Genomic DNA, 26,727 nt, shown 5'->3' with positions numbered 1-26,727 from the left:
CTGACGGGATTCGTCAAATGCATCCATAGATGGATTAGCCTAGTATGAAACGATCCGGGGGGAAAGCGCAGCCTATGCATATCGCGATACTCGAAGATGAAAGCTACTGGATTGATCGCATTCGCCGGACACTCGACGCCGCCGGCTGGCAAGGCAGCTTCTTTCGTACCGGCGAGGACCTGCTCGCCGGCCTCGGCCGCGCCGCGTTCGATGCCGTGATCCTCGACATGCACATCGCAAATTCCCCGATGACGGGGGCGGACGTGCTGTCGCAGCTTCGCCGCCAGAAATCGCCCGAACCGATCCTGATGCTGACCCAGTTCGCCCGGCAGCACAGCGCCGCCGCCGCACTGGACGAAGGCGCGGACGACTATCTGGCCAAGCCCTTCGACGGCGACGAACTATGCGCGCGGATTCGCGCGATCCGGCGGCGCATGGCGGTGGCCGACGCCGACATGGTTCACGCGGGACCCCTGCACCTGAGCCGCCAGTTTCGGTGCGCGCACTGGTTCGACCGCCGCATCAACCTGAGGGGGCAAGGCTTCGACATCCTGCTGATGCTGGTCGAGGCGGACGGCGACATCGTCACGCAGGACGCGTTGTGGCAGCGGGTGTGGGCCAAATGGAGGAACCTCGACACCCAGGCCCAGCCGATCCAGGCGGGGGTATCGCGGTTGCGCAAGGACATAAGGGAAGTCACCGGTTTCGAGGTCGTGGCAACGGTGCCCGGGGTCGGTTACAGGCTGGCGCTCGGGTGATCGAACAACTGTCCCGCTGGTCATGGCGACGCGCCTTGCTGCTGTTGGCGCTGCTCGCGATCCTGCCGGGTGCCGCGGCGCTTTTCCTCCTCACCACCCGCGACCAGATGATGCGCAGCGCGGAAAACGAAGTGAACGCCGATGTCGCGGCGCTGACGCGACTGACCGACGTCGACGGGGTCGTCACCGCGATCGAAGTGCTGGAAGACCGGGGCGCCCGCGGCGCCTCCGGCGGTTTGGCCTATTTGCTGGTCGATCCTGAAAATGGCGCGACGCTGGCCGGCAACATGGAGCATTGGCCCCGGAGCATCCCGCGCGTTCCCACCGGAAAGCCGATCGTCGCCGCCGGCGAGTCGCCGGTCCTGATCGGCCGGGTCATGCTGCTCGACGATCACTTCCTGCTTTTCACCGGGCGCCGGATCGAGGGTTTCGCCGCGCTGCGCGATCGGACGATCCAGGTCGTCGGGGGCTTTACCGTCATCATTCTGGCGGGCGGGCTGATCTTCGCCTTCCTTTCAATCCGCACGGCCGAGAAGCGAATTGCGGCGATCGAAGCGACGCTCACGGCTTTCAGCCAGGGCCGCCGTTCCGTTCGGATCGAAGACCGGCGCCGCGACCCGCTGGGCCGGGTGTCGGCGCGCGTCAACGCCCTGCTCGACCTGCTGCGCGAGAAGCTGCGGCACCACGAGCTGATCGCCGAACAGATCGCGCATGAATTGCGCGGTCCGGTGGCAAGGGCGGCGACGGCGATTCAGGCACGGTCGGACGATCCGGCCCAGGCCTCTTTGCTGGCGCGCGCGACGATCGACGACCTTCTGCAGATGATCGACGGCGTCCTGTTCATTACCGGGATGCGCATTCGCGACCTGAAGGTCGAACGCATCCCGCTGCACGAGGTCGCCTCCGAGATCGCCGAACTCTTCGGCGAGGTCGCCGAAAGCAAGGAGATCGAACTGGAGCGGAGCCTGCACCCCGCTTTCATCATGGGGGAACGGGCGCTGATCGAACGGCTCATGGCGAATCTGGTCGATAACGCCCTCAAATATTCACCGCCGGGAAGTTCGCTTCGCCTGCGCGTCCGCGCCGATGCCGACGGCGCGTTGCTGGAAATATCCGACAAGGGGCAAGGCCTCGCCAACTTCCCGGAAACGCCGGGGATGCTGCTTGCGCGGGGCCAGGCCACGCAGGATGTCGCGGGGACCGGCCTTGGCCTCGCGCTGGTGCTGCGTATCGCCGAACGCCATGATGCGCAGGTTCACTTTGCCGATCGCGAGGGCGGCGGACTGACGGTCGCGGTGCGTTTCGCCCCCGAATCCGCGGGAACTCCGGGGCCGCCGGCAACATAGGAAAGCGCCGCCCAATAACGGGGATGGCGCCAGCGGCCGGAGGGATCGTCGCGCAATGCGATCGCCGACTTGCGCAGCGCGTCGGCCAGGTCGATCCTCGGATCGGCGCCGACCTGCGAAAAGAATTCGCGCATCTGGACATAGGCAGCGGCATCGTCGAGCGGCCAGTGACTCACCAGCAGGTTGCGCGCGCGCGCCAGGAAGAAGGCCCGGGCGAAGCTGCTGAGGGGGTCGGCGTCCCCCGGCATCGCGGTCGCCGTATCGCAGGCGGTCAGCACGACCAGCGGATGATCGAGGCGCAGGCTGCCGATGTCGGTCAGCGACAATAGCCCGTCGTTCGCCGCCGCCCCCGTTTCGGGGGCCAGTTGCAGCGCCGGTTCGACAACCGGGCCGGGCAGGCGAGTGCTGTGCGTCGCGAAAATGATGACGGCGGCCGATGCGACCTCCGGCGCCGTGGCCAGCCAGCCTTTCGTGGCCGCTTCGCCCTTGCGCACCGTCGCCGTCGCTCCGAATATGCGCGCCAGATCGTCGAGTTGGCGTTCCGCGCCGGCGAGCGGCGGCAACGACGGTTCCGCGGAGTCCACGGCACCGAGGGCCACGATTCCTCCTGCCGCCAGTCCCGGTCCGCTGCCGGCGGCGATGCTCGCCACCGATGGCAGGCGCGTGATCCGAAAACGGTCGACGATCCAGTCGCCGTTCCAGCGCAACAGCGATAGCGGCAGATGAGCCAGCGGACCGGACTGGACCACGCGCAGACTTCGGACTTCGGCGAGTTGCTCGCCGAAAGGACCGAACAGATCCTCTCCCAGCCTGTCGGCGGCGTCGCGGTCGAAGGCACGTAGCGTCGTTGCCCGCGCGTCCATTTGACCGCGCACGATTTCGCCCGGCGCGGGTTGCAGCGACGCATTGAGCGAGGCGATCGCGCCGCCGAACTGTACCATCGACAATCCCGCCCTGCGCCACCAGATACCGCGCGGCGTGACAAGCCACATATGGTTGGCGCGAACCGTCGGCAGCGTCAGGAGCAGCGCTTCATCACGCTGCATGCCCTGCCGGAGCACGCCGACGTCCAGCGGGATCGGCCGCAGCGCGACTTCGTAGTCCGGGTAGTCCGCGCGAATCCGGTGGCTCAGCGTATCGAAGCGGAGACGGGCCTCGGCGACGCTGTTGGCGGTATAGCGATGCTCCTTGCCGTCGGGGTTGTCGCGAAGTGCCCGGATCAGATAGCGCTCGTCCTTCACGATCTGCCGCGCGAGCAGGAAACGCTCGCGTTCGAGGCCCGCCAGCCTGTCGTCCCCCGCGCTGATGGTCGCCTGCACGAGATCGCGCGCGCGGATCGCGGCGCTGCGGTGCGCGCGCTGTGCCGCGGCGAAGCTGCGCAACGCGGCCTCGCCTTCGCTCATCTGCCCGGCATCGAGCATCGCCGCCACGACGTCGATCTCGGTTTCGGCGATATTGCACAGACCCTTGCCCGGGCCCAGCCCGTCCGCCGAACCGAAGCTGTCGATCGTCTCGCGCGTCAGCGATTCCGCGGCGGCCTCTTCCAGCAATGTCAGTGCTTCGCGCAGCGTTGCGGGGTCGCGCGCCAGCAGCTTCGCGAGCCCGGCGCGCAGGTTCAGCGTCTGACAATGCGCGGCCGGAAGCAGCTTCTCATATTCGGGCAGGACTGCGCGATAGAGGCCGATCGCCTCGGCCCTCTTGTCGCGCTGGGCCAGAATGGAAGCCAGCCCCGCCTGGATGTCGAGGTGCAGAAGCGCATTTGTGGTGACGAACCCGGCGAGCGCCTGCCGCGCTTCGACCTCGGCCTCTTCCAATCGGTCGGCCGCCTGCAGCGTTTCGGCCATCGTCAGCCGGGTCTTGGCGATGAGCGCGGGATCGGCGCCCGATTCCCGGCTGCTCGCGTCGAGGATCGACAGCGCCTCGCGCAGCAGCGGGATCGCCTCGTCGGGCCGCGCCTCGCTCACCAGAAAATCGGCGTAGGCGACGAGCGTGAAGGGTTGCTCGCGTGCCGGCGCCAGTTCGCGGGCATAGCGCATGTTGTTGAGGAACAATTGCTCGGCCGCCCGGGGACGCCCAAGCGTCGCAAGCGTCTTGGCCAGACCCAGTTCGGCCCTGCGCGTGTCGCGGCTGTCGGGACCCAGCCGTTCGAGATAGATGGCATAGGATTCGCGCGACAGCGTTTCCGCTTCGTCGAAACGGTTGAGCTGACGCAGCACGATGGCGCGATTGTGGAGCGTCGTCGCCCGCACGGGATGCGTGGCGGGATAGAGGCGCGACTGAAGCTCGATGACCCGGGCGGAGAGCGCGGCGGATTCCTCGAGCCGGCCCTGATTGTCGAGATTGCGGGCCAGATTGTTGAACTGGGCGGCCAACAGCGGCGCACTCTCCTCCCCTCCCTTTTCGGCTATGGCGATGGCCTGGCGATAGCGATCCTCCGCCTCCTTGTAGCGGCCCATATAATCCAGCAGCACCCCCTCGTTTCCCAGGCTGACGGCCAGGTCGGGGTGGTCGGACCCGAACAGCTTGCGCGTGATCGCGATATCCCGGGCGCGAAGCACCGCCGCCTCTTCATATCGGCCGCGGCGCAGGTACAGCGATGCCAGAAGGCCGGACGCCGACGCGACAGCTTCGCTGTCCGGTCCGTCCGTGGCTTCCGCGGCCGCGAGGAAAGCCAGGCCTTCCGCTTCGACCAGCCCATCGTCCTGCGCATACAGACCGCTGTCGAGCAGCTCGTTCCAAAGCTGGTAGCATGACCGGGGCGGCAGATCGGCACGCGCCCGGCACGCATCGAGTTCCGCCTTGGCGAGCCGCGTCGAGGTGCGAAAGTCACCAGCCTCATAGGCGGCCGCATAAGCGGCGCTGGGCGCGACCGTCACCGCTTCCGCCTGCGCGGCGCCCGCTGGTGTCGTCCAGGCGATGCTCGCGATTCCCAGCAGCGCGGGCAAGACGGCAAAGGCCGACCCCGTGCATCCGCCCTTCGGCGATCCCCCGCATACCGTCATTGCCACCCCTGCCCCGCTTTTGCGCAAAGCCCCTTTGATGCAAGGGCTTGCGCAAAAATCGAGCGATTTTTTACACCAATCGCTTGCGATCTCTGCAACCGTAGCACCCGGATTTTCGTGGCTCAAGTTGGCCTTGACGATGCCGCGCGAGTGGACATGCGAACGGCAGACGCCGTTGCGGGAAAGGCCGCAACACCCGCCTGGGACGATGAATCGGCGCGCGCCGCCCTTCCCGGGCGATCGCCGCTAGCCTTCAAACCAATCGCGAACCCCCTTGGGTACCGTGTCGGTGGGGCAATGCATAAAACTTACCTGCTCGTCGAAGAGAGTCGACCCCGCTTCCGCGACAAAGCCGGATGCGCCGGTGACGCGAATTATAAAATTCGTGCTTGTCCCTTTGGTGTCATCACCGTTGCCGTACGAACGGGCATGAACCCGAAAGCGGTTGTTCCCGAGCGATTCAAAGCCCCGTATCTGCGGCCCGCCATCGAACCATGTCAGCGCGCTTTCATCGAAGTGAGCCAGGCTGTCTGGCCCATCGCTGGCAGCTTGCGCGCTGGCTGCCCGCGCACAGGTCGTGCCGACGGCGTAATAGCCTTTCGGGATCGGCGGGAAGCTCGCCGGTCGGGCCGCTGCTTGCGTGCCGACGGCGCAACCTTCCTTATCGACAAGCTTCCCCTTGTCGTCGCGTCGCTCGATCACGTCCATTTGAGTGCCGTTCCAGCCCCACACCGCGGTTTCGATATAGCCGCAATTGCCGTTCCAGCCGCGGCGATATTCGACGACATCGCGCTTGCCCCGGCGCTTGACGTCCTCGGGACCGATATCGCCGTTAAATCCATAGGCGACCTGATAGCCTGCGGCGGTCGAGATGATGAAGTCGTAAGGCGGTCCCATTTTGCCATGATCCGCCTCCTCCGCGCACCCCCAATTCTGTGTGGTGACAATAAAATCGGGCCGTCCGTCGCCGTTGAATTCCGCGACGATGAAAGCGCCCTCGTTCGCGGCAGATTCCTGCTTGAGATCGACGGATTGGATCGGAGCAAAGCGCACGGCGCTGAAACGCACCCCCATGTCGCGACACTCGCCGCGGGCATGGCCTTCCCATGCCGAAAGTGCGGCAGCGGGGAGCACGGAATTTGCCGCGACTGCGGTTGCGCCGCTTTCGGTTTCCGCGCTTTGCTCCGCTGCCTGTTGCCGGGTCGACATGCCTGCCGCCGCATCGGCACTGGATTCCGAGCCGCAACCGGCGATGGCAACCGCGGTCACAGAAACCAGGGAAAAAACCGACAGGCGAGCGATACCGCCCCTGGTCGGTTCACGCCGCTTTTGCACGGGCTTTTTCCTGCTCGATCGCCTTGTTCATTTCGACTTGCACGCCATCGACGATGGCGTCGCGCACCGAATTGCTGTGAAGCTTTCTGGAGAAAAGATAGCCGCTGACGAGCAAAACACCGAACAGCCAGAAGTACCCCCAATCGCTCCAATCACCAAAAATGGCTGCGATGACGAACGGCAGGAATATGCCCATCGCCAAACCCAGCCATTCATTGAAACGCTTGACCAGGGAATTGGCGGTCGCCCTACAAATCGAAGTTCTGCCGGTGTCATGAACGACGAGCCCGGTGGAGTACCCCCCATCATCGTTCTTCGGCATCGCGAATATTACCGACACGCGATGCCCGGCGCGAACAGCCACGCCGATATTGTCGAAGGTCGTGTCAAACTCCTTGCCGTCGTCCTGGCGCACGAACAGGTGCAGATGCTGTGTGGTGCTGGACGAGATATGCACCGGAGAATTGTTCTGGCCGCCCCCACCATAGACGCGCGTCGTCGATGAATTTTGACCGTCGAGCACCGTTCCGCTTTTGGTAAAATAGGTAATCTCGTCCGCTGATTTCACCTTTGCAATCGCCATTTCCGTCTCCTTGCGCACCCGCCGATCTGCCGATGCAGCGGCTGTGGAAGCCTCCCTCGAACTATTCCGCCGGTTGCAATCCGCCTTCGAAGTCCCGGCGGCGATTCAAGAAATTTCCAAAGCCGCACCGGCACATCTCAACAGGATGTTTGCGCCATCTCTCGCGACCGGATCGCTTGTGCCGATCGAGAGACTGGAGCGACGAAGGGTCGTCAATTGCGCCTCCGCCACATCCGGACCGGGCCACACGTCAGGCCCCCGCGAGCAGCGACCTCGCCGCCGCCAGCCGCGCCGTCGTCGCCTTCTTTTCCCGCTCCTGCGTCGCCGCGAAGCTGCGCTGGGCCTTTACCGCCCGATCGACGCGCGCGCGCCCGGGCGACGCCGCCACGGGCTTCGCCGCAACCGCGACCGGCATCGCGCTGGCGCCGAGCAATCCGCCGTGGATATATCCGCTCATGCCCGATGCGGTGCGCACGAACATCCATCCGTCGCCCCCGTCGCCGAGCGCATCGACCGCCGCCCCGTTCGCGACCGTTTCGATGATCCTTCCGCCGGTCGATGGAGCATCGCGAAGGCGAGCGCCGCTGGAAGCGCGGATATAGCGCGTTACGGCCGCAGCCTCGGCCGTTTCCACCGGAGCATCGTCGTCGATGCCATAATAGCGGCTGGCCCAGCCATCCTGTTGGGCCAGCGTCGGATCGGCACCATCGGCAACCGCATTGGCCTGCGCAAAGGTCGTGACGGTCTTTCCCTGAATGCCCGAAGCCTTGGCAATCACCCGATCATCCTCGGCGATCCACTTCTCGATACTGGCCAGCCGCTTTTCGGCTTCCTTTCTCGACAGCGTCGCGGCACCGGCCTCTCTTTCCACCGTCTCGATCTGGGTCCTGCGGCATTGGCCCAATGCCTCCAGCTGCCCCGGAAGCGCGGAATATTGATTCATCACCGGGTCGAAGTCCGCGTCGATCGCCGCGCGCAATTCATCCTTGTTGCGCTGATCCTGCGAAATCGAGCCCAGATAGCCCGCCGCCCCGCCGGCGGCCGCACCGGCCAGCACGGTGGGCAGAACGCTCGACTTGTTCTGCTTGCCCGAATTGCCCAGCACGCCGACCAGCGCGCCAAGCCCGGCGCCGATCAGCGCTCCGCCGGCGATCCGGTTCCCCTGAAAATTCTTGATGCGACTGAACGGCTGACGCGCTTCGAGGCAATTGTCGGTAAAGCGCGTCGATTTGGCGAAGGCCGGTGTCGGCGCCGCCGCGACCAGCGCGCCAAATGTCACGGCGCTTATCATATGCCGCCAAACCGCCCGGCGGCGAGAACGGGAAAGGATATGGCGTTCAGTTCCGGACGGCATCTTTCAACTCCTCGATCCACCGCTGATCGCGGGCCGCGTCGCGCGGCTGGCTACGCTGATTGTCGATATGCCGGCGAATGGCCGGGACGTAGCGCGTCAGACGCTGCAGCCCCGCCCGGTCCAGTTCGGCGCTGATCGCATCGAAGGCCGCAGCCGTCTGTTCGGCCTTTGCCGCGGCGAGCGCTTCGATCCCGCTGAAATAGAGGGCGTAGCTCGCGTCGCGCTCGCGCCGGTGTTCGGGAAGCTGCGCCATCAGCGCATCGAAATCGCGACGCTCCTCGCTCGACAGCGCCGACGGATCGGACCCGATATCCCTGGTCAGCGTTTCGACCTGATCGATGCGGGCACCGCGCTCCGCGCCATAGGACGCCGCGAGGAGGCAGGCGAGGATGGCCTTCTGGTAAAGCGCATCCGCCTCGCCGGCGCTGGCGGGCACCGCCGGCGCGGCGTCGGTTCCCGCGGAGGCGACGGCGGCTTTCCGATCGTCCCCAAACCCGGGGATCTGGATCGAGCCGCCCTCCAGCCACCAATAGCCCCCGCCGAGAGCCAGCAGGCAGGCGGCGAGGACCGCGATATTCTTGCGATCGATCACGCGCCGCCTCCCTCAGTCGGCCGCAGCACGGCGCTTCGCCACGCCGAGATAGATGCAGCCGGCACCGAGCAGGAGGATCAGCCAACCGCCGCCCTGCAAGGCGATCGACTTTTCGATCGCGCGCTTCAGGGCGGAGAAATTGACGTCGTCCCGCACCATCGTCATCGTCATCGCCGCTTCGAGTAGCGCGATGGTCTGCTTTTCCCACAGATAGGGGATGAAGGTGGACGCGCAGCTGACAACGCCCAACGCCGTTCCGAGCGGTTTCACCATGGCATTGCGCATCCAGCCGGCGGCGATCGTCAGGAGAGCGAGGAGCGGAACCAGCCAGACGAGCTTGGACAGGGTCATGATATTGTCGAACTTGTCCATCGCGGCGTTAACCTTCCCCACGGCGCGCTGCAGTTGGGCGACCTCCGGTGAATCGCCGAACTCGCCGGCGACCGTTACGCCCTGCTGATCGAGCTCCTTCGCGATGCTCGCCCGGGTCGTTTCGACCCCGGCCTGGTTGTCGCCGGCGGCCGACGGCACGTCCAGCAGGGTATGGTCCCCGCCTGCCGCCAGATATCTCAGATCCTTGTGGATGCGCCCGTTTTCATAATTGAACCCCGTCGACATGAAGGTCATGGAAAAGGCCGCGAACAGGATGAGCGCCGCGAGCAGCATCTGCGGCGCGAGCTTCAACCGGCCGAGCAGGTCGCCGATCGCGTCGTCGCGGGTCGATGCGGCGCGAAACTTGTCCACGATCTCCTCGCTGATCGCGGATGCGTCGCTGAGGTTGGGCGCCGGCTTCAACGTCCCCGCGCCGGGTGCTTTCGACCCGAGCGCGATATAGATTTCGCGCGCGCCGCCATCCTCGACCACGAAATCGACGAGCGTACCCCGCTGCGGGTCGCCGGCGTCGCGCCAATCGGTCCGCGTAAACGAATAGCGCGCGTCATCGTCACCCTGAATGACGCCCGCCTCTTCCTGAAAGCCCAAAATCCGACCGCGCACGCTTCCCTCCCGATGCCATTGCCTCGTTCGGCTTCGATTAGGCATTCAGGGCGCGGCTCCCACGAAAATCCGGATGGCTGACACCATTTGTCAGTTCCGAAAGGGAAAAACCTTGATGGCGCGGAGAACCCCGACACGGGGAGGATTCATTTCTTGCGTTGCAAGCTTTGATTCAGACGGTCACAAGATTTTGCACTCGCAAAGAGTGGCATCGCCGCATGTGAAAACATCGGACGGATTATCCGGGTCTGGATGTCGCTTGACGATCTATCGGTGCCGTCATCGGCTGGTGATGGACAGAAAGTGGTGCCAGAAGAGGCATCACATTCGAACTTCTTTTCCGTTTAATTTCTGATGTTTAGATATTTCGGTCAAGCTGAAAAGCCCGCAAAAGGCCCGCAAAATCCCTCTAATGTATTGGTTCGATGCCTTTTTTAGGACTCGGAATTTCAATTTCAAACTTGACCGCGGAGTAGGTCGTTATCCGCTTTGCGCTCCAATCTCCGCTATTCTACGGGCTGCGCGCTCTGCCCGGAAGCAGTCATCCGTTCGGTTTACTTTAAATCATCGATATTCGTTCCAGCTTCTCTTCTTTTTGGCCGATAGTCTGGGAGGGGAGGATTTGATGTAATTCCCTCAACCTGAATATCTTCGATTTTTTCACTGAGAGGAGCAAGTTCGCGACTAAGCTCGCGAAGGTCCGTTTCACCTTCAACCAAAGAATCTTCGACCGCCGGAATGCCACTCCTTATCTGGGAAAGTTTGTTTTCAGCGTTCTGCACGCCCTCCCTGAATTGGCGAAGGCGTCGTTGCGCGATAGCAGAAGCGCTCCGCCCTGAGATCCGCCGATCTGCATCTCGAAGATTATTTCCCCATCCACCAACCCTGTGCCCTAAGTCTAACAATCTTCCTTTTGTTGAGGCCAATCGTTCGTCCCAACCTTCGGCGTCCGATGCGAGTGCGGCCGTCGTGACTCGAAGCCGGACAAGATCGGAGGTGATCACCCGTTGCTTTTCTGGCTCCAGTCCTTCGTTCAGAGCGCGAATGCTATTTGCCACGGTCTCTACAGTGGCGGTCGCATCCCTCCCCAATAGTCCGGTTTCGTCCGCGGCGGGAATGATCTTTTTTCCTGACTTGTCGGTGTAAATGCCCTGACGACCCCGTCGGCCCTCGAGCACGAGCGCAGCCTCTCCAGTTATCAGATCCGTGCTGATTGTCGCTTCAAGGCCGTGGACTTTCGCCGCAGAAGGATCGAGAGTCAGAACAACGACCACGTTTTCCGGTTCATTTTCCGCCAGACGGACCGATGTTACCTGTCCCACAGGGACTCCCGATAGTGTTACAGTCGATCCCGACTGAAGGCCTTCCACGGAGCGATCAAACTTGATCTGATATGTTTCCTGATTTGGTCTGGGATCGATTAGCCACATCGCGAAAGCGATGGTCGTAAGCATCAGAATGCCAACGATCCACGCCACTAGGGAGAAGTTTGCGTTAGTTTCCATCTAGCACGCCGCCAGCGGTTTGTTCGTCCGGCAGAGGGCCGGTGCAATGAAAGTTCGCGTCCCGCATGCTCCATTCGGTTGTCCGCTATAGAACATGACCGAGGTTCGTCCCCTGGCGCAATCGCCACGAGCGGGGCATCCGGGCGCGTCGAATGTGTTTTGGTTTTGAGATCGGCCTAGTCCCAACACGGGCGTGATGCCGCCCCGCCCGTGGCGACCGAATATTGCTATGACTTGCGCAAGCCGCGTCCGGTCACTCAAGCGCGAAGGCGTCATGTCTTCCAGGCCGCTGCTGGAGGATGTGATTTCAAGTCTCCTGGCGATGTCCGTCTGGTTCAGGGCAGGAGCTCTGATCAACTGCGCCAACACACGCCACTGCGTACGATTGAGGCTCAGCGGCTGTGCTCGGTCATCGAATGCCTTGCGCGCGGCGCGGCTGATCTGGTCCATCATGAAGATCGCTCGATCATCGTGGGTGATGACATTGTCGAGTGCGAGAGTGCCCTCATCTTCTGGCATGAGACATTCCTATCGATCGGAGAAAAATAGTAAAGGACTTTCGCATTTTGTTTTGGCCGCTATATCGCTCGCGCAGCGGCTCAAACGATGGCGAGGAGCGAAATAATCATGGCGGACGAGACAGCAGGGGCTAGCGATGAAGGCGCACGTCCGACGGGGTTGTCCAGTCCGCGGGTCCGGCTGGGTCTGCTGATCGCCGGCATTCTGGTCCTGCTCGCCGGGAGCTACTGGTATTACAATCATCAGACGTACGGCAGATTCCAGCAGTCCACCGACAACGCTTATATTGCCGCCGACAGCGTCATCATCTCCCCCAAAATTGCGGGCTACGTCGAGCGCGTATTAGTGACGGAGAATCAAACGGTCGCGTCGGGCGATGCGCTTGTCCAGCTGGACGTGCGAGATTATCGTGCCCAAACGAACCAGGTCGAAGCCCAGATCGCCGCGTCGCTCGCCGGAGCAGATACGGTACGCGCCCAGCAACAAGAGCAGGACGCGGCAATTGCCCAGGCCCGTGCACAGCTCGCAGCGGCATCTGCACAGGCTGGTCTCGCTGCTGAGCAGGTTGTCCGGTACCGCCCCCTTGCCGCTTCGGGAGCGGAGCCGCGCGAGAGGCTCGATCAGCTGGAGGCCCAGGCCAGAGAAGCGCAGGCTCAAGTCGCGGCAGCGCGCGCCGCGCTCACGGCGGCACAGCGCCGACAGAACACGCTTAGCGAGCAGATAGACCAGGCCAATTCGCAAGCCAACGCCGCTCGTGCGCAACTCGAGGCCGCCCGTCTGAACCTGTCATCGACCACGCTCCAGGCCAGTATTTCCGGGCGGGTGGGTGACCTCACGGTCCGACCTGGACAATTTGTCCAGCCTGGCCAACGCCTTATGAGCCTCGTACCGACCGACCGCCTCTACGTGACAGCAAATTTCAAGGAAACGCAGCTCGGACTTGTCCGCCCGGGGCAACCCGTCACCTTGGAAATCGACGCGCTGCCGGACCTCGAGCTATCAGGAAGAGTGCAGAGCATCGCGCCGGGTACCGGGGCAGAATTCTCAATCCTTCCGCCACAGAACGCGACGGGTAATTTCACCAAGATCGTTCAGCGCGTCCCGGTGCGCATATCCATTCAGGCTTCGCCCGAGATCCTGCGTCTGCTGGTGCCGGGCATGTCTGTTGTCGCGAGTGTCGATACGCGCGCCGCTAGAGACCAACTCGATTCGATCCGCAACGCGGCCGGAGACTGACCGATGGCAGGCGCCGCTGCAGCGGTTTCGCCGCCGGTCGAAAAGGCCGATGCTACGGCCTGGATCGCCGTAGCCGCCGGTGCGCTGGGGGCGATGCTGGCAACGCTTGACATCTCGATCGTCAATTCGGCGCTGCCGACGATCCAGGGGGAAATCGGCGCGACCGGAACCGAAGGCACCTGGATCGCGACAGCCTTCCTTGTTGCCGAGATCATCATCATCCCTCTGAGCGCGTGGCTGGAAAGACTGCTCGGCCTTCGCACGCTGCTCATCGTCGCGGTTTCTGCCTTCACGGCCTTTTCGGTGTTGTGCGGCATTGCCACCGATCTGACGACGATGATCATCGGTCGCACCGGTCAAGGGTTCATGGGCGGCGCGCTTATTCCAACCGCCATGACCATCGTCGCAAAGCGACTGCCTCCATCGCAACAGCCGATTGGCATGGCGCTCTTCGGAATGACCGTGGTTCTTGGGCCGGTAATGGGCCCGTTGGTGGGGGGCTGGCTTACCGAGAACCTGAGCTGGCACTACGCCTTCTTCGTCAACGTGCCCGTCTGCGCGTTGCTCCTTGCTTTACTATTCATCGGGCTACCCCATGAAAAGCCCGACTGGGTTTACCTGCGCGAGGCTGATTGGGCGGGAATAGCTGGTATGATCCTTGGGTTGGGTGGGCTGACCATCGTTCTGGAAGAAGGCCACCGTGAGGAGTGGTTCGATTCCACGCTGATCGTCCAGCTCACACTGATGACGGTCGTGGGTTTTGCACTTCTGACCTACGGACAGCTTTACGCGCGCAAACCCGTGCTCAAATTGCGCCTGATGCTCAGCAGGCAGTTTGCCAGCGTCGTGGTGATGGCACTGGCGCTTGGCATGGTCATGTATGGCTCGACCTACGTGATCCCGCAATTTCTCGCGATAATTTCCGATTATAATGCCTTGCAGACCGGACTTGTGATCTTCTGGATGGGCGTTCCGGCTTTCCTGTTGATGCCCGTTCTCCCGTTCATGATCCGCAGGATTCACATCCGCATTGCGGTCGGCGCGGGCATGTTCATCATGGCGCTAAGCTGTTTCGTCAGCATAAATCTGACAGCGGAATCGGGAGGTGGAGTGTTCACCGAAAGCCAGTTCCTGCGTGGCATCGGCATGATCCTCACGATGATGTTCCTCAACCAGGCGACGGTAGCTTCGGTTGCCAAGGAGGATGCCGGCGATGCTTCCGGGATCTTCAACGCGGCGCGAAACCTCGGGGGCTCGTTCGCGCTCGCGGGGCTTGCCTCGTTCCAGGATCAGCGCCTGTGGCATCATAGTCGACGCATGGAAGAAACCCTCAACGCCAACAGCCCCCGGCTACAGGAATACCTGGACGGCATGACGGCGTCGCTGGGCAGCCCACAGGCCGCGCTGGAGATGCTTTCCGGCATCATTCAGCGCGATGCGTTCGTGATGACCTACAACGATGTCTTTTTCGCCATGGGCGCGATTACCCTGGTCACGGTGCCGCTGGTACTGTTCCTCAAGCCTCTCCCGAAGAACTTATCCCTTTCGATGCACTGAGAACTCTATGCGCAAGACCCTAACCCTCCTCGCTCCCATGGCGCTCCTCGCGGGTTGCATGTCCGGTCCCGACTATGCCGGTCCCCCGCAACTTGCGACCGCCGCAGGCAATGCGTTCGTACGCGCCGGCCCCGAAATCGATCCGTTTGCGCCGATTGCCGGCGACTGGTGGACGCTGCTCGGCGATCCGGTTCTCAATGAACTGGAGGCGCGCGCGCTGGTCGGCAATCCGGGCGTGGCCGCGGCGCGCGCTCGCATCGAACAGGCAAGGGCTTCTCTCCGCCAGGAGCGCGCCAACCGGCTACCCGCCGTGGCTGCGCAGGCGACTGCGGTCCAGGCGAATATCCCAGGGCTAGATATCGGCAGCGGCCCGCCCCCGGGATCGCCCGGCGCTCCTGCAGACACCGAAGAGCAGGACAGCCTCAGCGTCTACAACGTCGGGCTCAATGCAAACTGGGAGATCGATTTCGCTGGGGGGCAGGCACGGCGTGTCGAGGCCATTAACGCTCAGGCTGCGGCCTCGGTGGCGAACGCCGAGGATGCGAAAGTCCAGCTCGCCGCCGAAATCGCGCGGGCGTATGTGAGCCTGCGAGAAGCGCAAGGGCGGCTCGAGCTTGTCCAGCGAGAGCGCGACTTGCAGCAGCAAATTCTCGAATTGACCTATCAGCGCTATACACAGGGCGCTCTCGCGCTGTTCCCGGTCGGTAACGCGAACGCCGAGCTCGAACTGCTCAAGTCGCAGATCGCGGAAGCTCAAGCGGACATCGATGTATTCAAAGACACGCTCGCGGTGCTGACGGGCGAAGCGCCCGGCGCACTCGACGGGCTCCTGGCGGCTCAGGCCGAAATTCCGCTTCCCCCCGAACGGGTCGCGGTGGGCGATCCCGCAGCGCTAATAGCGCGGCGGCCGGATGTTCGAGCCGCCGAACGCATGCTGGCCGCGGCGAATGCGCGCATTGGCGTGGCAGAGGCTGCTCGCTTCCCCAAGATTTCCTTCATGGGGATTCTCGGTTTGGGCGGATCGGAGCCCGACGACATCCTGGACCCGGGCAACTTATCGGCAATCGCTTTGCCGCGGCTGCAGTGGAACCTGCTTGATTCCGGCCGCACGGCAGCATCGATCGATCAGGCCGAGAGTGCGCGCGACGAGGCCGAAGCGCGCTATCTTGAAGTGGTCCTGGGCGCACTACGCGACGCCGAACAATCGCTTGCTCGGTTCGGGCAACAAAGAGCCAACGTAGCCGCGCTGGCGCAGATCAGTCGGCAGGCCGACACGGCTGCGGAGCTTAACGAGCAACGCCGCGCCGCGGGGGTAATCTCGCAAGGCGAACTCGACACTTCGATCCGCAAGCGCGAACAGGCCAGAGCAAATCTCGATCGGGCGATCGCCGCCATGACAAATGGCTGGATCGCGATCCAGAAGTCGCTTGGGTTGGGATGGGTCGAATTGTCTCGCGACAATCGCACGTCGGTTGAGCCAGCTCCGGTCGATCGAAAATCAGTTATGAAACCTGAACAGAGTTAGGATAAGTTTTCTCAGAAGTCTGCCCCGCAGCCCCTTCCAACTTTTCCTAACGCGTCAGCACCTCGTGCACTGCGACCCAATCTTGGATCATAGGGGTCAGCATGTTTCCGCCTTTCGCAGAGTGCGTTTGCCAGTATCACCATCGGATATCCCGATTGCACTATTCGGTGACTCTTCATTGTCGTTTCTATGTAAGGCCTTAAGCTTTCCGCGAGCATCTCGTAGCGACATCAACGAGCGATCGTACAGGCATTTCGAGTGCAGCTCGCATTTGGCCGGTTCGATGACCGCCTCGTCGGTAGGCTTACGAGGCGGTCATCGAGCATTACGCCGCTCTGGAAAAGCTATAAAGTCATGGGTCGAAATACGAACTAGCTGGCACTGTCCTTTCGGGTCGTTGGGAGGACCACCGATCTCCCCGCCAACACGATCTGGACCTGTTAGAAACTGAACCCCAAAGCAACACCATATCTACGAGGATCCAAAGTGTAGATATTGGTAAAATTCCCCGAGGATGCGTCGGTCAAGTACAATCCTGTCACCGAGCTGCTGTCGAAAATGTTCTGAACAAATCCGCGCACGAACCAACGCTCATCCGCACTGTTCAACTGCACGATCGCGTTGGCTTGCACGAATGGCTCGATCCGGTTGACCCTGCCGTTAAAGATATTGCCGTATTGCTCACCAGTCAGCGCTACGTCCACGCGAGGAACCAGAGTCATGCCATTGTCGAAAGTGGCGGTGTACTGCACACCCATCGAAACCTTCATTTCGGGGGCCTGCGGCAACTTGTTCCCTTTTAAGTTGACCTCTACGCCAGGGCTTAATACCGCAAGGCCGCTGCCCGCCGGAACGGCTCCGGCCAAGACATCGCAAATGCTGAATGCGCCGCTTGACGCAAGATTGCCGTCATTAGGAAATTCTTCGGGACCACGAAGACCCAGAGCTGCGTTCACTCCGGCGACGAATGCGTCGGCCACGCCGGGGGCTGGCCCGGTTACGGCACAATTAGCACCGTTGCTGATATCCTTGATGATGACGGCATCAGGATCGCCGCCACCCGGGTCGCGCGGATTGGAGAAGAACTGGTCGCCGGCAACTTCCGCGTTGAGATAACTGAACGTCAAGTTGACAAGCCAATCGGGATCGGGCCGGATAACGGACTCTAGTTCCACACCCCAGATATCGGCATCGATAGTATCATTAACTGAGGTACGGGCGACGATGCGGCTAAGCTGCAACCCGCTATACTTATAGTAGAATGCAGTAGCGTTTAATTGCACTGCGCCATTCGCAAAGGTATTTTTCGATCCGATTTCAAATGCGTCGATGGTTTCTGATCCGAAGCTTTCAGCCACATCGAAAACGGGCGAAAGGGGCGGGTTGATACCCCCGGATTTATAGCCCCTGGCATAAGATGCGTAAATCGAATTGTCAGGCGTAACTTCGTAGTCGAGCACCGCACGCCCGGTTATTTCATCGAAACCTACTTCTCTAAATTGCGTCAGCTGCTCACCTGGCGTACCAGGATCGGCATCAAAAAGACCAGAGGGACCGGTTAAGGGAGTGATCGGGCTGTCGAACGGCTCCCCGTCATTCGCGTAAGGATTGAGGAAGCTAATCAAGGTCGTGCGCGCAGTCACGTCTTTCTTGTCGTCGTTATACCGCAAACCTCCGGTGAAGGTCAGACGCTCGGTCAGGTCGACGTAGATCTCCCCGAACACACCGAAGCTCTCAAGATTAGCCTCGAGAGAATTGTTGCGGTACATGGATGTTGCGAAGTAGGATGGCGGTGCACCGCCTGCCAAAGTACCAAACGATCCCAGAATGGCACTGGCGTAGTCAAGCGCGAATGAGTTTACATAGTAACTGTTGTCGGTAGTCTTGGACTTTGCATAGATCCCTCCGAGCAGGAAATTGAATGCTCCGTCGAAATCACTGGAAAGGAGGATTTCGCCGCTCCAGGATTCGCGTTGCTCTGAAGACCTGTCGAAGGATAGCGGCGTTTCGCCGCACAATACATTACCTTCGAACGCGCCCCTGTTCCCATCATCGTTATCGGAGGTGCACAATAAGCCCCCTGGGCCATTGGGGATGAGAGCCTCCACAATCGGGGTAAAATACGCCGACGAACCTGGCACGAACGCCGGTGCAGGTGCGGGGAGGCCGGTAGGCAAACCGTTGGCCGCGAAGCCGGACAACACGTTCAAGGCCGTAGCAAAGCCGGTACGATCCTGAATGCCCAGAAAGTAGTCCTGCCGGGAATCGACTTCGGTGTCCTGATAAAGACCGGTTGCAGTCAGTGTCATAGCTCCGATGCGCTGCTCGAGACGGGCCTGTAGCTGCACTTCATCGGCAAAATAGAATGGAGTATACGCCGTGTTTACCGTGCGCACATCGTCGGGCTTATCGAATCCTGCAAATGCATCGGGGCCGTACAGGCTTCCCAATCCCAGTACTGAGGGAATTCCCTGAATAGCGAAGAACTCTTGCGAACTGAGCGTTGCGCCGACTGTGGAATTGGCATTGGTGATGTCAAAGTCGCGGCGATTGTTCAGACAACCCAGCACGCCGAGCGGGTCACGCTGGCAGGCCTGCTTTTGATTACGTAAACGGGTGTCATCTTCCCTGAAATAATATGCCATGAAGTCGAGAGTGGTATCGGCACCGGGTTCAAAACGAAGAGAACCACGAACAGCGTACATGTCTCGGTCGTCGACATCCGAATTGTCGAAAAGGTTTGTGGTGTAACCGTCGCGATTCAGAAAGAATCCGGCTACCCGAACGCCGATAGAATCGCCGATCGGGACATTGACCATCCCTTCGGCCTTGATGCTGTTGTAATTCCCATACTCGAACTCTCCGGCCGCGCCGAAAGAACCGAGGTCAGGCTTGGCTGTCACAAGGTTGACAACACCCGAGGTAGCGTTGCGGCCGAAGAGGGTGCCCTGCGGCCCCCGTAGGACCTCAATTCGCTCAAGGTCAAAATATTCTGTTTCGAACAGCCGGGTACCAAAAAGAGGGGAACCATTGATATGGATAGCCGTCGCTGCGTCACACGTCACACCAACACAAAGATCGCCGATACCACGGATGGTGAAGGACGACCCGGTGAAGTTGCCCTTCGAAAATGAGACGTTCGGGAGCGTCAATTGAAGGTCAGCAGCGTTCTCGATCTGCTGGCTTTCGAGAGCCGTAGCATCGAAGGCACTGACCGCGATCGGCACCTCTTGCAGACTTTGAGATTGGCGTTGGGCCGTCACGATGATTACGGATCCTTGGGGTTCCGCCTCATCAGTTGTGGAATCCTGCGCTAAAGCCATCTGCGGCCAAGCCAAGATGGCCGAAGTGGCGAGCACCATCGCTCTCAGTGTCATATAGCATCCCTTCCCATCTCTTCAGTGCGACGATAATTGGCTCCGCCGCTTACTGCAAAATGGGGCGACCTCGAGGGTCGCCCCTTAGTCTGTGGAGAGGAGAGGGAGAGAATTAGCCCAATCCCCGTCCATGGGCATATACATCCGCGTGATATTAGTAAAGCGCCTTATCTTTTGACCCCATGGGCCACGATCCAGATCGCACGCGGAGTGAACGTTTGCTAAAGATCAGCAATGGTTGGCGTGCTAAGCGAGTTGCTCCCGATAAAGCTTTTGCCCCAGCTGGCATCGAGACCAACGAAGCGTTCGCCGTGCCGACGGCGACAATAGTTCGGATATAGTACAAGATGAATATGGACGCCCTTTGCCCCCATCTCGCTGGCCTCTGACCAGGAACCAGCCTCTTAGTATGGGGGATCTCAGAGGCTCCAAAAGGCCAGTACCGCCCGTAGCGCAGCGACGAACGCGAGCGGCTGATCCAGCATGAGATGATGGCGTGCATCGGGCACTGCAACAATTGGTATCTTTCCCCCTCCCAGTTCCCGGATATAGCGGGCGGAATCGCGATCAAAGAGCTGACTTTTCTCGCCGTACACAATCGCTTTGCGCCCGGGCGCATCGACCAGCCTCTGGCCTACTGTCAGCCATTCGTCGGGCTTGTTGCTGCGCCGGAACACTTCGGGAGAAAACTTCCATGTCCACTCCTCGCCATCGCGGCGGAGAGAGTGATAGGCCATGTAATCCATCAGGAACGGCTCACCAACTGCCTGCGGCGGCGACAGGATATACCTCTCGCGCGCCGCTTCGTAGGTGGGGTAGCGTCGCACCGGTTTGTCAGGATTACCCGACCCGGGGCTCGATCTGCCCATGGTCCAGTATTTCTCCAGCTTTTCGGGCCGCATCACCATGAGATCGCAGACAATAACGCCGGCGAAGGCATCCGGCGATTGGGAAACGGCGGTCAGCGCTGCACCCGAGCCGAAGCTATGGGCGATGATCGTCGGTCTGCTTCCATCCGCAAACAAATCGAGCGCTTCGCTGATCTCGACGAATTCCTTTCCCCGCGCAGCTATATCGGCCACGCCGCGCATCTCGCTATCGCCCATACCGGCCAGATCGAACGCCACCACGTCGTAGTCTTCGGCAAGGTACGGTGCGATGAAGGCAAAGCAGCGGGCATGGGCGAGAAAACCGTGAGTCATGAGCAATTTGGGCCGGTCACGCTTGCCCCAGCGAAGATAATGCACCCGCGCGCCACCAACCTCTACGAAGCCTTCCTCACGGGGCACGCTCAGCGCCCAGGCGAACCATTCGGGTATATCCGCCCCGTCGCCGGCCCATACGGGATCGATATCTGCTGACCCGTCGTGGATTGGTTTCATTTCATTCATTTCGGCGCAGTCTCCATACCGGATAGTGTATTCCTGATAAAACCACGATAATCGTGCCGTGCGACATCGTGGCATAGATCGGCGTAACCAGATACGCTGGGGAAATTGATCAGTTGTCGGGGTTTGCCGGGAATATTGGCGCCCATGTACCACGATTCAGCCTTGGGGAAGAGCGTCATCGACCCTACTTGGGCGACCATATCGGTCCAGCTTCGCTCGGCCAGCGCATCGGCTTCGAAAAGGCCGATCCTGTTATCGCGCAGCCAGATCAGGAAATCGCAGATCCAGTCACCCTGGATTTCGGCGCTTGTCGGACCGTTGGAAAAGCCTGAAGGGCTGAGCGGGCCGTAGGCGAACAGCATGTTCGGAAATTGGGCGACGGCCATGCCTAGATAGGCTTTGATCTCGCTCTTCCATGCTTCTGCCAGCCCCAGCCCACCGCGGCCGGTGATGTTCATGTCGATGAGCCCGCCACGACCGGCATCGAAGCCGGTCGCGAAGACAATGAGATCGCACGGGATCATGCCAGTGGCTGTTTCTATCCCGGCCTCGGTGACGCGAGTGATCGCGGTGTCGTTCAGATCGACCAGCGTCACATTGTCTTGTGCGAAGATCTCGTAATAATTCTGTTCGAGCGATGGTCGCTTGGTCCCGAAGGGATGTGGCGGCTCATCGGGAGCGAGCTTCTCGGCAATGGTCGGGTCGCAGATCCGCTCGCGCACCTTGTCACGCCAGAACTCGTAGGCGTGGCGATTGGCGTCCTCGTTCGTCAGTATGTCAGCGAAATTATGATACCAGAAGCGCAACCCTCCTCGCTGCCACAAATCCTCGAAATGCGTAGTCCGCTCTTCCTCGGTCACAGCCAGGGCCGAGATGTCCAGCGATTGGCATTCGAAACCGCCACTTGTCGTAAGCCTTTTCTGGAAGACAGCGGGATATTCGGATTTTTCGCGAAGCTGACGATCAGCGTCCAGTTTTTCCTGCCGCATGGGAAGGGCGAGAATCGGGGTTCGCTGAAAAAGCGTCAGCTGCTCCGCGCAGCTTGCCGCCTCCTGCGCCACCTGTACGCCGCTGGCACCCGTGCCGATCAGGGCGATCCGGCGGCCAGAAAGGTCGATGCCTTCCTGCGGCCAGCGGGCGGTATGGCACCAGTCGCCTTCGAAATCGCTAAGACCCGGGATATCGGGAATGTAGGGTTTCGAGGCGAACCCCAGGGCCGGCAAAAGGAAACGCGCGCTTACTTTCCCGCCTTCGTCGAGCTTCAATCGCCAGTAGGCGGTGTCTTCATCGAACTGCGCGCTTTCGACCCGTGTTTTCATTCGCATTGCCGGCCAGAGGTCGAGCGTATCGCAGACGTGGAGGAAATAGGCGCGCAGTTCCTCCCAGCCTGGAAATCGTTCGCTCCACGTCCAGCTTTTCCATACTTCCGCAATGGAAAATTCGTAAAGTGGAACCTGGGAATCGACCCGTGCTCCCGGGTAGCGGTTCCAGTACCAGATTCCCCCCGGCTGCTCCGCTGCGTCTACCAGCAGAACGTCGAACCCCGCCTGACGCAGCTTGTAAAGCAGGTATATTCCGCTGAACCCGGCCCCGACGATTACGACATCATAGTCAGGAGGGGGCAAATGGCTCACGAGGCCCCGGCACCCGCTTTCGCGATCTCTTTGGCCGTAGTATAATCCGCCTTGCCGTTTGACGCGCGCAAGGCGGTTTGCGTTGGGCAAATCGCCTTGGGTGTTTTGTAGCCTGCCAATTGTTCCCGCACGTGATCCTTGATCGCTTGCGCGTCGAAGTCCGCATCCTGGGTCAAATGCACCACAGCGGTCACCGCTTCGCCCCATTTTTCGTCAGGCACCCCGACGACAAGCGCGTCGGCAATGGCGGGATGGGTTTTGAGCACTTCCTCCACCTCCTCGGGGTAAACCTTTTCACCTGCGGTGTTGATGCAGACGCTGCCGCGGCCCAGCAAGGTCAGGCTTCCATCGGATTCCACCCGGCACCAGTCGCCCGGGATGGAGTAACGCACGCCATCGATCGTCCTGAAAGTCTTGGCCGACTTTTCCGGGTCCTTGTAGTATCCTGTGGGGATTGCGCCCTTGCGGGCAATAAAGCCGGGCACGCCGCTCCCCGCCTCGACCTTCCGGTCGTTCTCGTCGAATACGTCGCAAAATTCCCCGATCCCGAATTTCGCGGTGTTGGTGCCGCCCTGTGCGGTCGTCACCGACAAGCCGTAGCCCAGCCCTTCCGAAGCGCCAAAACTGTCCATGAGGATGACCTGGGGGATATGTTTGCACAGGCCCGCCTTTACCTGTTTACTCCACATGACGCCGGACGAGATGATCGAAATCAGGCTGCTCGTGTCCCAGCGCTTCGGGTGGGCGTCCAGCGCCTGCAGCATGGGTTTGGCAAAAGCGTCACCGACAATGGCGATGCTCTGCACCTTGTGCTGGTCCACCGCATCCCACAATTCTTCCGCGTCGAAGGATGGATCGGACAGCGTGACGATGGCCCCGCCCGACATGAGCGTGCCGATAGCAGTAATGAACCCGGTTCCATGCATCAGCGGGCACGCCGGCAAAGTGATGCGTGCAAGCTCGCCCTGCTTCACCAGGGCCACCATTTCCTCCATGGTCTGGGGAACCGGACCCAGCAGCTTTTGCGCGTCGAGCTGAGCCTTGCGCATATCATCGTGTCGCCACATCACGCCCTTGGGCATGCCGGTGGTACCGCCTGTATATATGAACAGCAGGTCATCGGGAGAACGCTCGATATCGAGAGGCGCGCCGTTACCTTCTACAAGTTTTTCGTAAGGAAGCGCGAAGGAAGCGATCTGCGAAGCATCGCCGATTTCTACAAATGTATGAACCTTGGTCAACCGTTCCTTCAGTTCAAGAATGCAGTCGCGGAACTCGGAACTGTAAACAATTACCTCGCTATCGGAATCGTCGAAGATGTAGAAAACCTCCTCGGGACGGTAACGATAATTGATGTTCACGTGCGTGAGGCGGCCCTTGAAGCATGCGGCCATCAATTCCCCGTATTCGGAACGGTTGCGCATGTAGAAGGCTATCTTCGCCCCGTCGCCTGCACCTTGCGCGCGCAGATTGCGCGCCAAATTGTTCGAACGCTTCGACATTTCGGGCCAGGTAATGATCCGGTCGCCGTTAATCAGCGCCGGAGCATCTTCCGGGACCGCAGGTTCGATTGCATCAAGGATGTCGCCAAGGTTCCAGTCGATCACGTATTAATTCCTCTCTCCTTGGTGGCCACGATTTTGTCGGTAGCGTGCGCCTAATTCATCGTCTCATGCGACCTGCGTCCACCCCTGCAAGGCCGCTGCTTCGGCCCGGACCGCTTCGGGACCTCCCAGAACCTGGCGGTCGAAACCGATTCGCTTGAACCAGAAATGCAGACCTAGGAGATCGGTAAAACCCATCCCCCCATGCACCTCGGTTGAGGTTCGGGCGACAAAACGGTGGACTTCGCCCGTATGTGATTTGGCATGGCATGCCACCAGCGAAGCCTCGTCGGGCGTCGCATCGAACGCATGGGCGGCATACCAGACCAGCGAACGGCATGGTTCATGGCGGGCAGCCATTTCCGCGCACATATGCTTGACCGCCTGGAAGCTGCCGATCACTCGTCCGAACTGTTCGCGCTGCCCGGCATAGTCGACCGCTTTTTCGATCATAGCCTGGCCCGCACCGAGGCTATCGGCGGCTAGGAGCACCCGGCCGGCGTCCCGCAGGCGCCTGACTGTGGCCCCACCATCGTCCGCGAGAGCCTCGCCCGCTACGCCAGAAAACCGCAGCTCCCCTACGCTCCGGGTCCGGTCGATCGTTTTGAGAGCAACCTTCTCCAGACCCGCAGCATCGCCAGCTACGAAGTGCATACGACCGGCGGTATCGGCTACCAGAAACGCGTCGGCTTCCAGGAAGTCGAGCGCGAACAAAGCCGTTCCGTCGAGCTTTGCGCCGTCGAAGTCCACGCCTGCCCGGTCCCGGATCTCCACCGTTTCCGCGATCGCGACGGCGATTTGCGCCTCGCCCTTCGCTATCCTCGGCAGCCAGTGCGCCTTCAACTCCTCGCTACCGCCCTGTGCCAGCGCAAGGGGTGCCAGTACATGGGCACCGATAAAAGGCACCGGCGCGACGGCATAGCCGAGCTGCTCGGCCACAGCGGCGGCATCGAGCATTGTCATCCCGAGCCCGTCATGTTGCTCGGGAACCATCATTCCCCAAATGCCGATTTCGCCCAGCGCCGAACGCACGTTGTCGCTGAAGGGAACCGAGCCCTCCGCGCATTCGCGCACATGATCGAGCGGACAAGTATCAGCAAGAGTGCGGCTGATCGCGTCGCAGAGCATCTCCTGGTCTTGCGAAAGTCCGAAATCCATCAGGCGGCTCCCTTATTCTGCCCGCTTGCAACGGCCGTCGCCTGTTCGGCCGCGGGAGGCGTTGCGAACTTGGGTTCGCGCGGCATTTCCAGCCCGCGTTCGGCGATGATGTTCTTCTGGATCTGGGCGGTGCCTCCACCGATGATCAGACCAAGCTGGAACATGTAGTTCCACTGCCAGGCACCGTCTTCGCGCTCGCGCTCGCTTCCGTGATAGAGTATGCCCATCTCGCCCATTGCGTCGATCGCGAGCGCGGAAATCTGATGGGCGAGCTCACAGCTCTGCAGCTTCACGACAAGTTTCGCCATGCCGCCGGCATCCCCCCTAAGGCTGTTCGACAGGATGCGCATGCCGTTGAATTTCATCGCCGCGACTTCGGCTTGCAATGCAACCAGCCGGTCACGCAGAACGGCGTTGTCCATTGCGCAACCCTGGCCGATGCGTTCTTTTTGCATCAGCCTGACCAGCGCCTGGAGCCGGTTTTCCAGTGCATCGGGGTCGCCCAGCATGCCACGTTCATGGCCCAGTGTGGCATTGGCCACGTACCACCCCTGCCCGCGCTGCCCGACGATCTGGTCCAGGGGAACCCGCACGTCGGTAAAGAACGTTTCATTGAACTCGGCGTGACCGGTCATGGTCTTGAGTGGTCGGACCTCGATCCCTGGTGTGTCCATCGAGAAGATCAAGTAGGAGATGCCGCCGTGCTTGGGCGCGTCCGGTTCGGTCCGAACAAGGCAAAAGATCATGTCCGCCTGCTTGGCCGTGCTGGTCCAGATCTTCTGTCCGTTGATGACAAAGTCGCCATTTTCGACGCGGGCGCTGGTCTTGAGCGCGGCGAGGTCCGATCCCGCTCCAGGTTCCGAATATCCCTGACACCAGATTATCTCGCCATTAAGGGTCGGCTCGATCCATTGCTGTTTCTGGGCTTCGGTTCCGAGTTCCAGCAGCGTGGGAACGAGCATGGAAATGCCCTGGTTCGCAAGGCCTGCGGGGATGCCAGCGCGCGAAAATTCCTCGGCAATGATCCGCGATTTCAGGATGTCCGGCTCGGCTCCGTATCCGCCGTATTCCTTGGGAATCGTACGCGCCGTGTAACCATGCAGGATCAACAGCTTTTGCCATTCGACGGCTTCGGGGGAAGGGCGCGCGGCACGGCCTTGGCCATCGGGTGCGCGGTGACCGTGGGTTTGCAGGAACTGGCGCACTTCCTCGCGAAACGCGTCATACTGGGGTCCGTAGTCGAGATCCATCTTGG

At 61.2% G+C, this 26,727-nt stretch carries 19 protein-coding genes; 5 read left to right on the top strand and 14 right to left on the bottom strand.

The annotated features are described in order from the left end of the window. Positions 1-74 precede the first annotated feature (74 nt). On the top strand, positions 75-758 hold the full coding sequence (locus SGRAN_RS08110; protein WP_067182429.1) for a response regulator transcription factor: 684 nt from the start codon (positions 75-77) through the stop codon (positions 756-758). Then, positions 755-2,104 (top strand): sensor histidine kinase, encoded by a 1,350-nt coding sequence (locus SGRAN_RS08105; protein WP_172709634.1) that lies wholly within the window; start codon positions 755-757, stop codon positions 2,102-2,104. The genes SGRAN_RS08110 and SGRAN_RS08105 overlap by 4 nt, the downstream gene beginning before the upstream one ends. On the opposite strand, the gene SGRAN_RS08100 is transcribed toward SGRAN_RS08105, so the two are convergent. The 8 genes from SGRAN_RS08100 to SGRAN_RS23245 all read right to left on the bottom strand — a co-directional run bounded on the left by SGRAN_RS08100 (position 2,014) and on the right by SGRAN_RS23245 (position 11,921). After that, positions 2,014-5,106: a CHAT domain-containing protein gene (locus tag SGRAN_RS08100; protein ID WP_067182423.1), complete on the bottom strand. Its 3,093-nt coding sequence runs from the start codon at positions 5,104-5,106 to the stop codon at positions 2,014-2,016. The genes SGRAN_RS08105 and SGRAN_RS08100 overlap by 91 nt on opposite strands. Before the next feature lie 246 nt (positions 5,107-5,352). Beyond that, positions 5,353-6,441, bottom strand: coding sequence for a hypothetical protein (locus tag SGRAN_RS08095; protein WP_148650823.1), 1,089 nt, complete (start codon positions 6,439-6,441; stop codon positions 5,353-5,355). After that, positions 6,425-7,024, bottom strand: a complete 600-nt coding sequence (locus SGRAN_RS08090) for a hypothetical protein (protein WP_067182417.1) — start codon at positions 7,022-7,024, stop codon at positions 6,425-6,427. Before SGRAN_RS08090 ends, SGRAN_RS08095 begins: the two co-directional genes overlap by 17 nt. Positions 7,025-7,274: 250 nt before the next feature. Continuing rightward, positions 7,275-8,303, bottom strand: coding sequence for an SH3 domain-containing protein (locus SGRAN_RS08085; protein ID WP_172709633.1), 1,029 nt, complete (start codon positions 8,301-8,303; stop codon positions 7,275-7,277). A gap of 58 nt (positions 8,304-8,361) precedes the next feature. After that, entirely contained in the window at positions 8,362-8,970 is a 609-nt protein-coding gene (locus tag SGRAN_RS08080) for a hypothetical protein (protein WP_067182412.1), read from the bottom strand. Positions 8,971-8,982: 12 nt separating this feature from the next. Next, entirely contained in the window at positions 8,983-9,966 is a 984-nt protein-coding gene (locus tag SGRAN_RS08075; RefSeq protein WP_148650822.1) for a hypothetical protein, read from the bottom strand. Between the two features lie 554 nt (positions 9,967-10,520). Beyond that, complete coding sequence (locus SGRAN_RS21620; protein ID WP_082737151.1) at positions 10,521-11,471, bottom strand: MlaD family protein; 951 nt, start codon at positions 11,469-11,471, stop codon at positions 10,521-10,523. Beyond that, entirely contained in the window at positions 11,472-11,921 is a 450-nt protein-coding gene (locus tag SGRAN_RS23245) for a MarR family winged helix-turn-helix transcriptional regulator (protein WP_224802040.1), read from the bottom strand. 177 nt (positions 11,922-12,098) lie between these two features. On the opposite strand from SGRAN_RS23245, the gene SGRAN_RS08065 reads away from it, so the two are divergent. The 3 genes from SGRAN_RS08065 to SGRAN_RS08055 are packed head-to-tail and all read left to right on the top strand — an operon-like array spanning position 12,099 to position 16,308. Beyond that, positions 12,099-13,226: an HlyD family secretion protein gene (locus tag SGRAN_RS08065; RefSeq protein ID WP_050599652.1), complete on the top strand. Its 1,128-nt coding sequence runs from the start codon at positions 12,099-12,101 to the stop codon at positions 13,224-13,226. Positions 13,227-13,229: 3 nt separating this feature from the next. Next, positions 13,230-14,783, top strand: a complete 1,554-nt coding sequence (locus tag SGRAN_RS08060) for a DHA2 family efflux MFS transporter permease subunit (RefSeq protein ID WP_050599572.1) — start codon at positions 13,230-13,232, stop codon at positions 14,781-14,783. Between the two features lie 37 nt (positions 14,784-14,820). Next, positions 14,821-16,308, top strand: a complete 1,488-nt coding sequence (locus SGRAN_RS08055) for an efflux transporter outer membrane subunit (RefSeq protein ID WP_050599651.1) — start codon at positions 14,821-14,823, stop codon at positions 16,306-16,308. Between the two features lie 440 nt (positions 16,309-16,748). Here the strand turns inward: SGRAN_RS08055 and SGRAN_RS08050 are convergent, their stop codons facing one another. The 6 genes from SGRAN_RS08050 to SGRAN_RS08025 all read right to left on the bottom strand — a co-directional run bounded on the left by SGRAN_RS08050 (position 16,749) and on the right by SGRAN_RS08025 (position 26,722). Continuing rightward, complete coding sequence (locus SGRAN_RS08050) at positions 16,749-19,685, bottom strand: TonB-dependent receptor (RefSeq protein WP_067182407.1); 2,937 nt, start codon at positions 19,683-19,685, stop codon at positions 16,749-16,751. Positions 19,686-20,104: 419 nt separating this feature from the next. Continuing rightward, positions 20,105-21,076, bottom strand: a complete 972-nt coding sequence (locus tag SGRAN_RS08045; protein WP_067182404.1) for an alpha/beta fold hydrolase — start codon at positions 21,074-21,076, stop codon at positions 20,105-20,107. Beyond that, positions 21,073-22,710, bottom strand: coding sequence for a flavin-containing monooxygenase (locus SGRAN_RS08040; RefSeq protein ID WP_067182402.1), 1,638 nt, complete (start codon positions 22,708-22,710; stop codon positions 21,073-21,075). The genes SGRAN_RS08045 and SGRAN_RS08040 overlap by 4 nt, the downstream gene beginning before the upstream one ends. Further along, entirely contained in the window at positions 22,707-24,317 is a 1,611-nt protein-coding gene (locus SGRAN_RS08035) for an acyl-CoA synthetase (protein WP_067182399.1), read from the bottom strand. The genes SGRAN_RS08040 and SGRAN_RS08035 overlap by 4 nt, the downstream gene beginning before the upstream one ends. A 63-nt stretch (positions 24,318-24,380) precedes the next feature. Then, positions 24,381-25,472, bottom strand: coding sequence for an acyl-CoA dehydrogenase family protein (locus tag SGRAN_RS08030; protein WP_067182397.1), 1,092 nt, complete (start codon positions 25,470-25,472; stop codon positions 24,381-24,383). Continuing rightward, complete coding sequence (locus SGRAN_RS08025; RefSeq protein ID WP_067182395.1) at positions 25,472-26,722, bottom strand: acyl-CoA dehydrogenase family protein; 1,251 nt, start codon at positions 26,720-26,722, stop codon at positions 25,472-25,474. Before SGRAN_RS08025 ends, SGRAN_RS08030 begins: the two co-directional genes overlap by 1 nt. Positions 26,723-26,727: the final 5 nt, after the last annotated feature.

It is taken from the genome of Sphingopyxis granuli (assembly GCF_001559015.1).
Classification (GTDB): Bacteria; Pseudomonadota; Alphaproteobacteria; order Sphingomonadales; family Sphingomonadaceae; genus Sphingopyxis; species Sphingopyxis granuli.
Note: the sequence above shows the minus strand (reverse complement) of the source record. Positions and strands in the feature narration are given on the sequence as shown.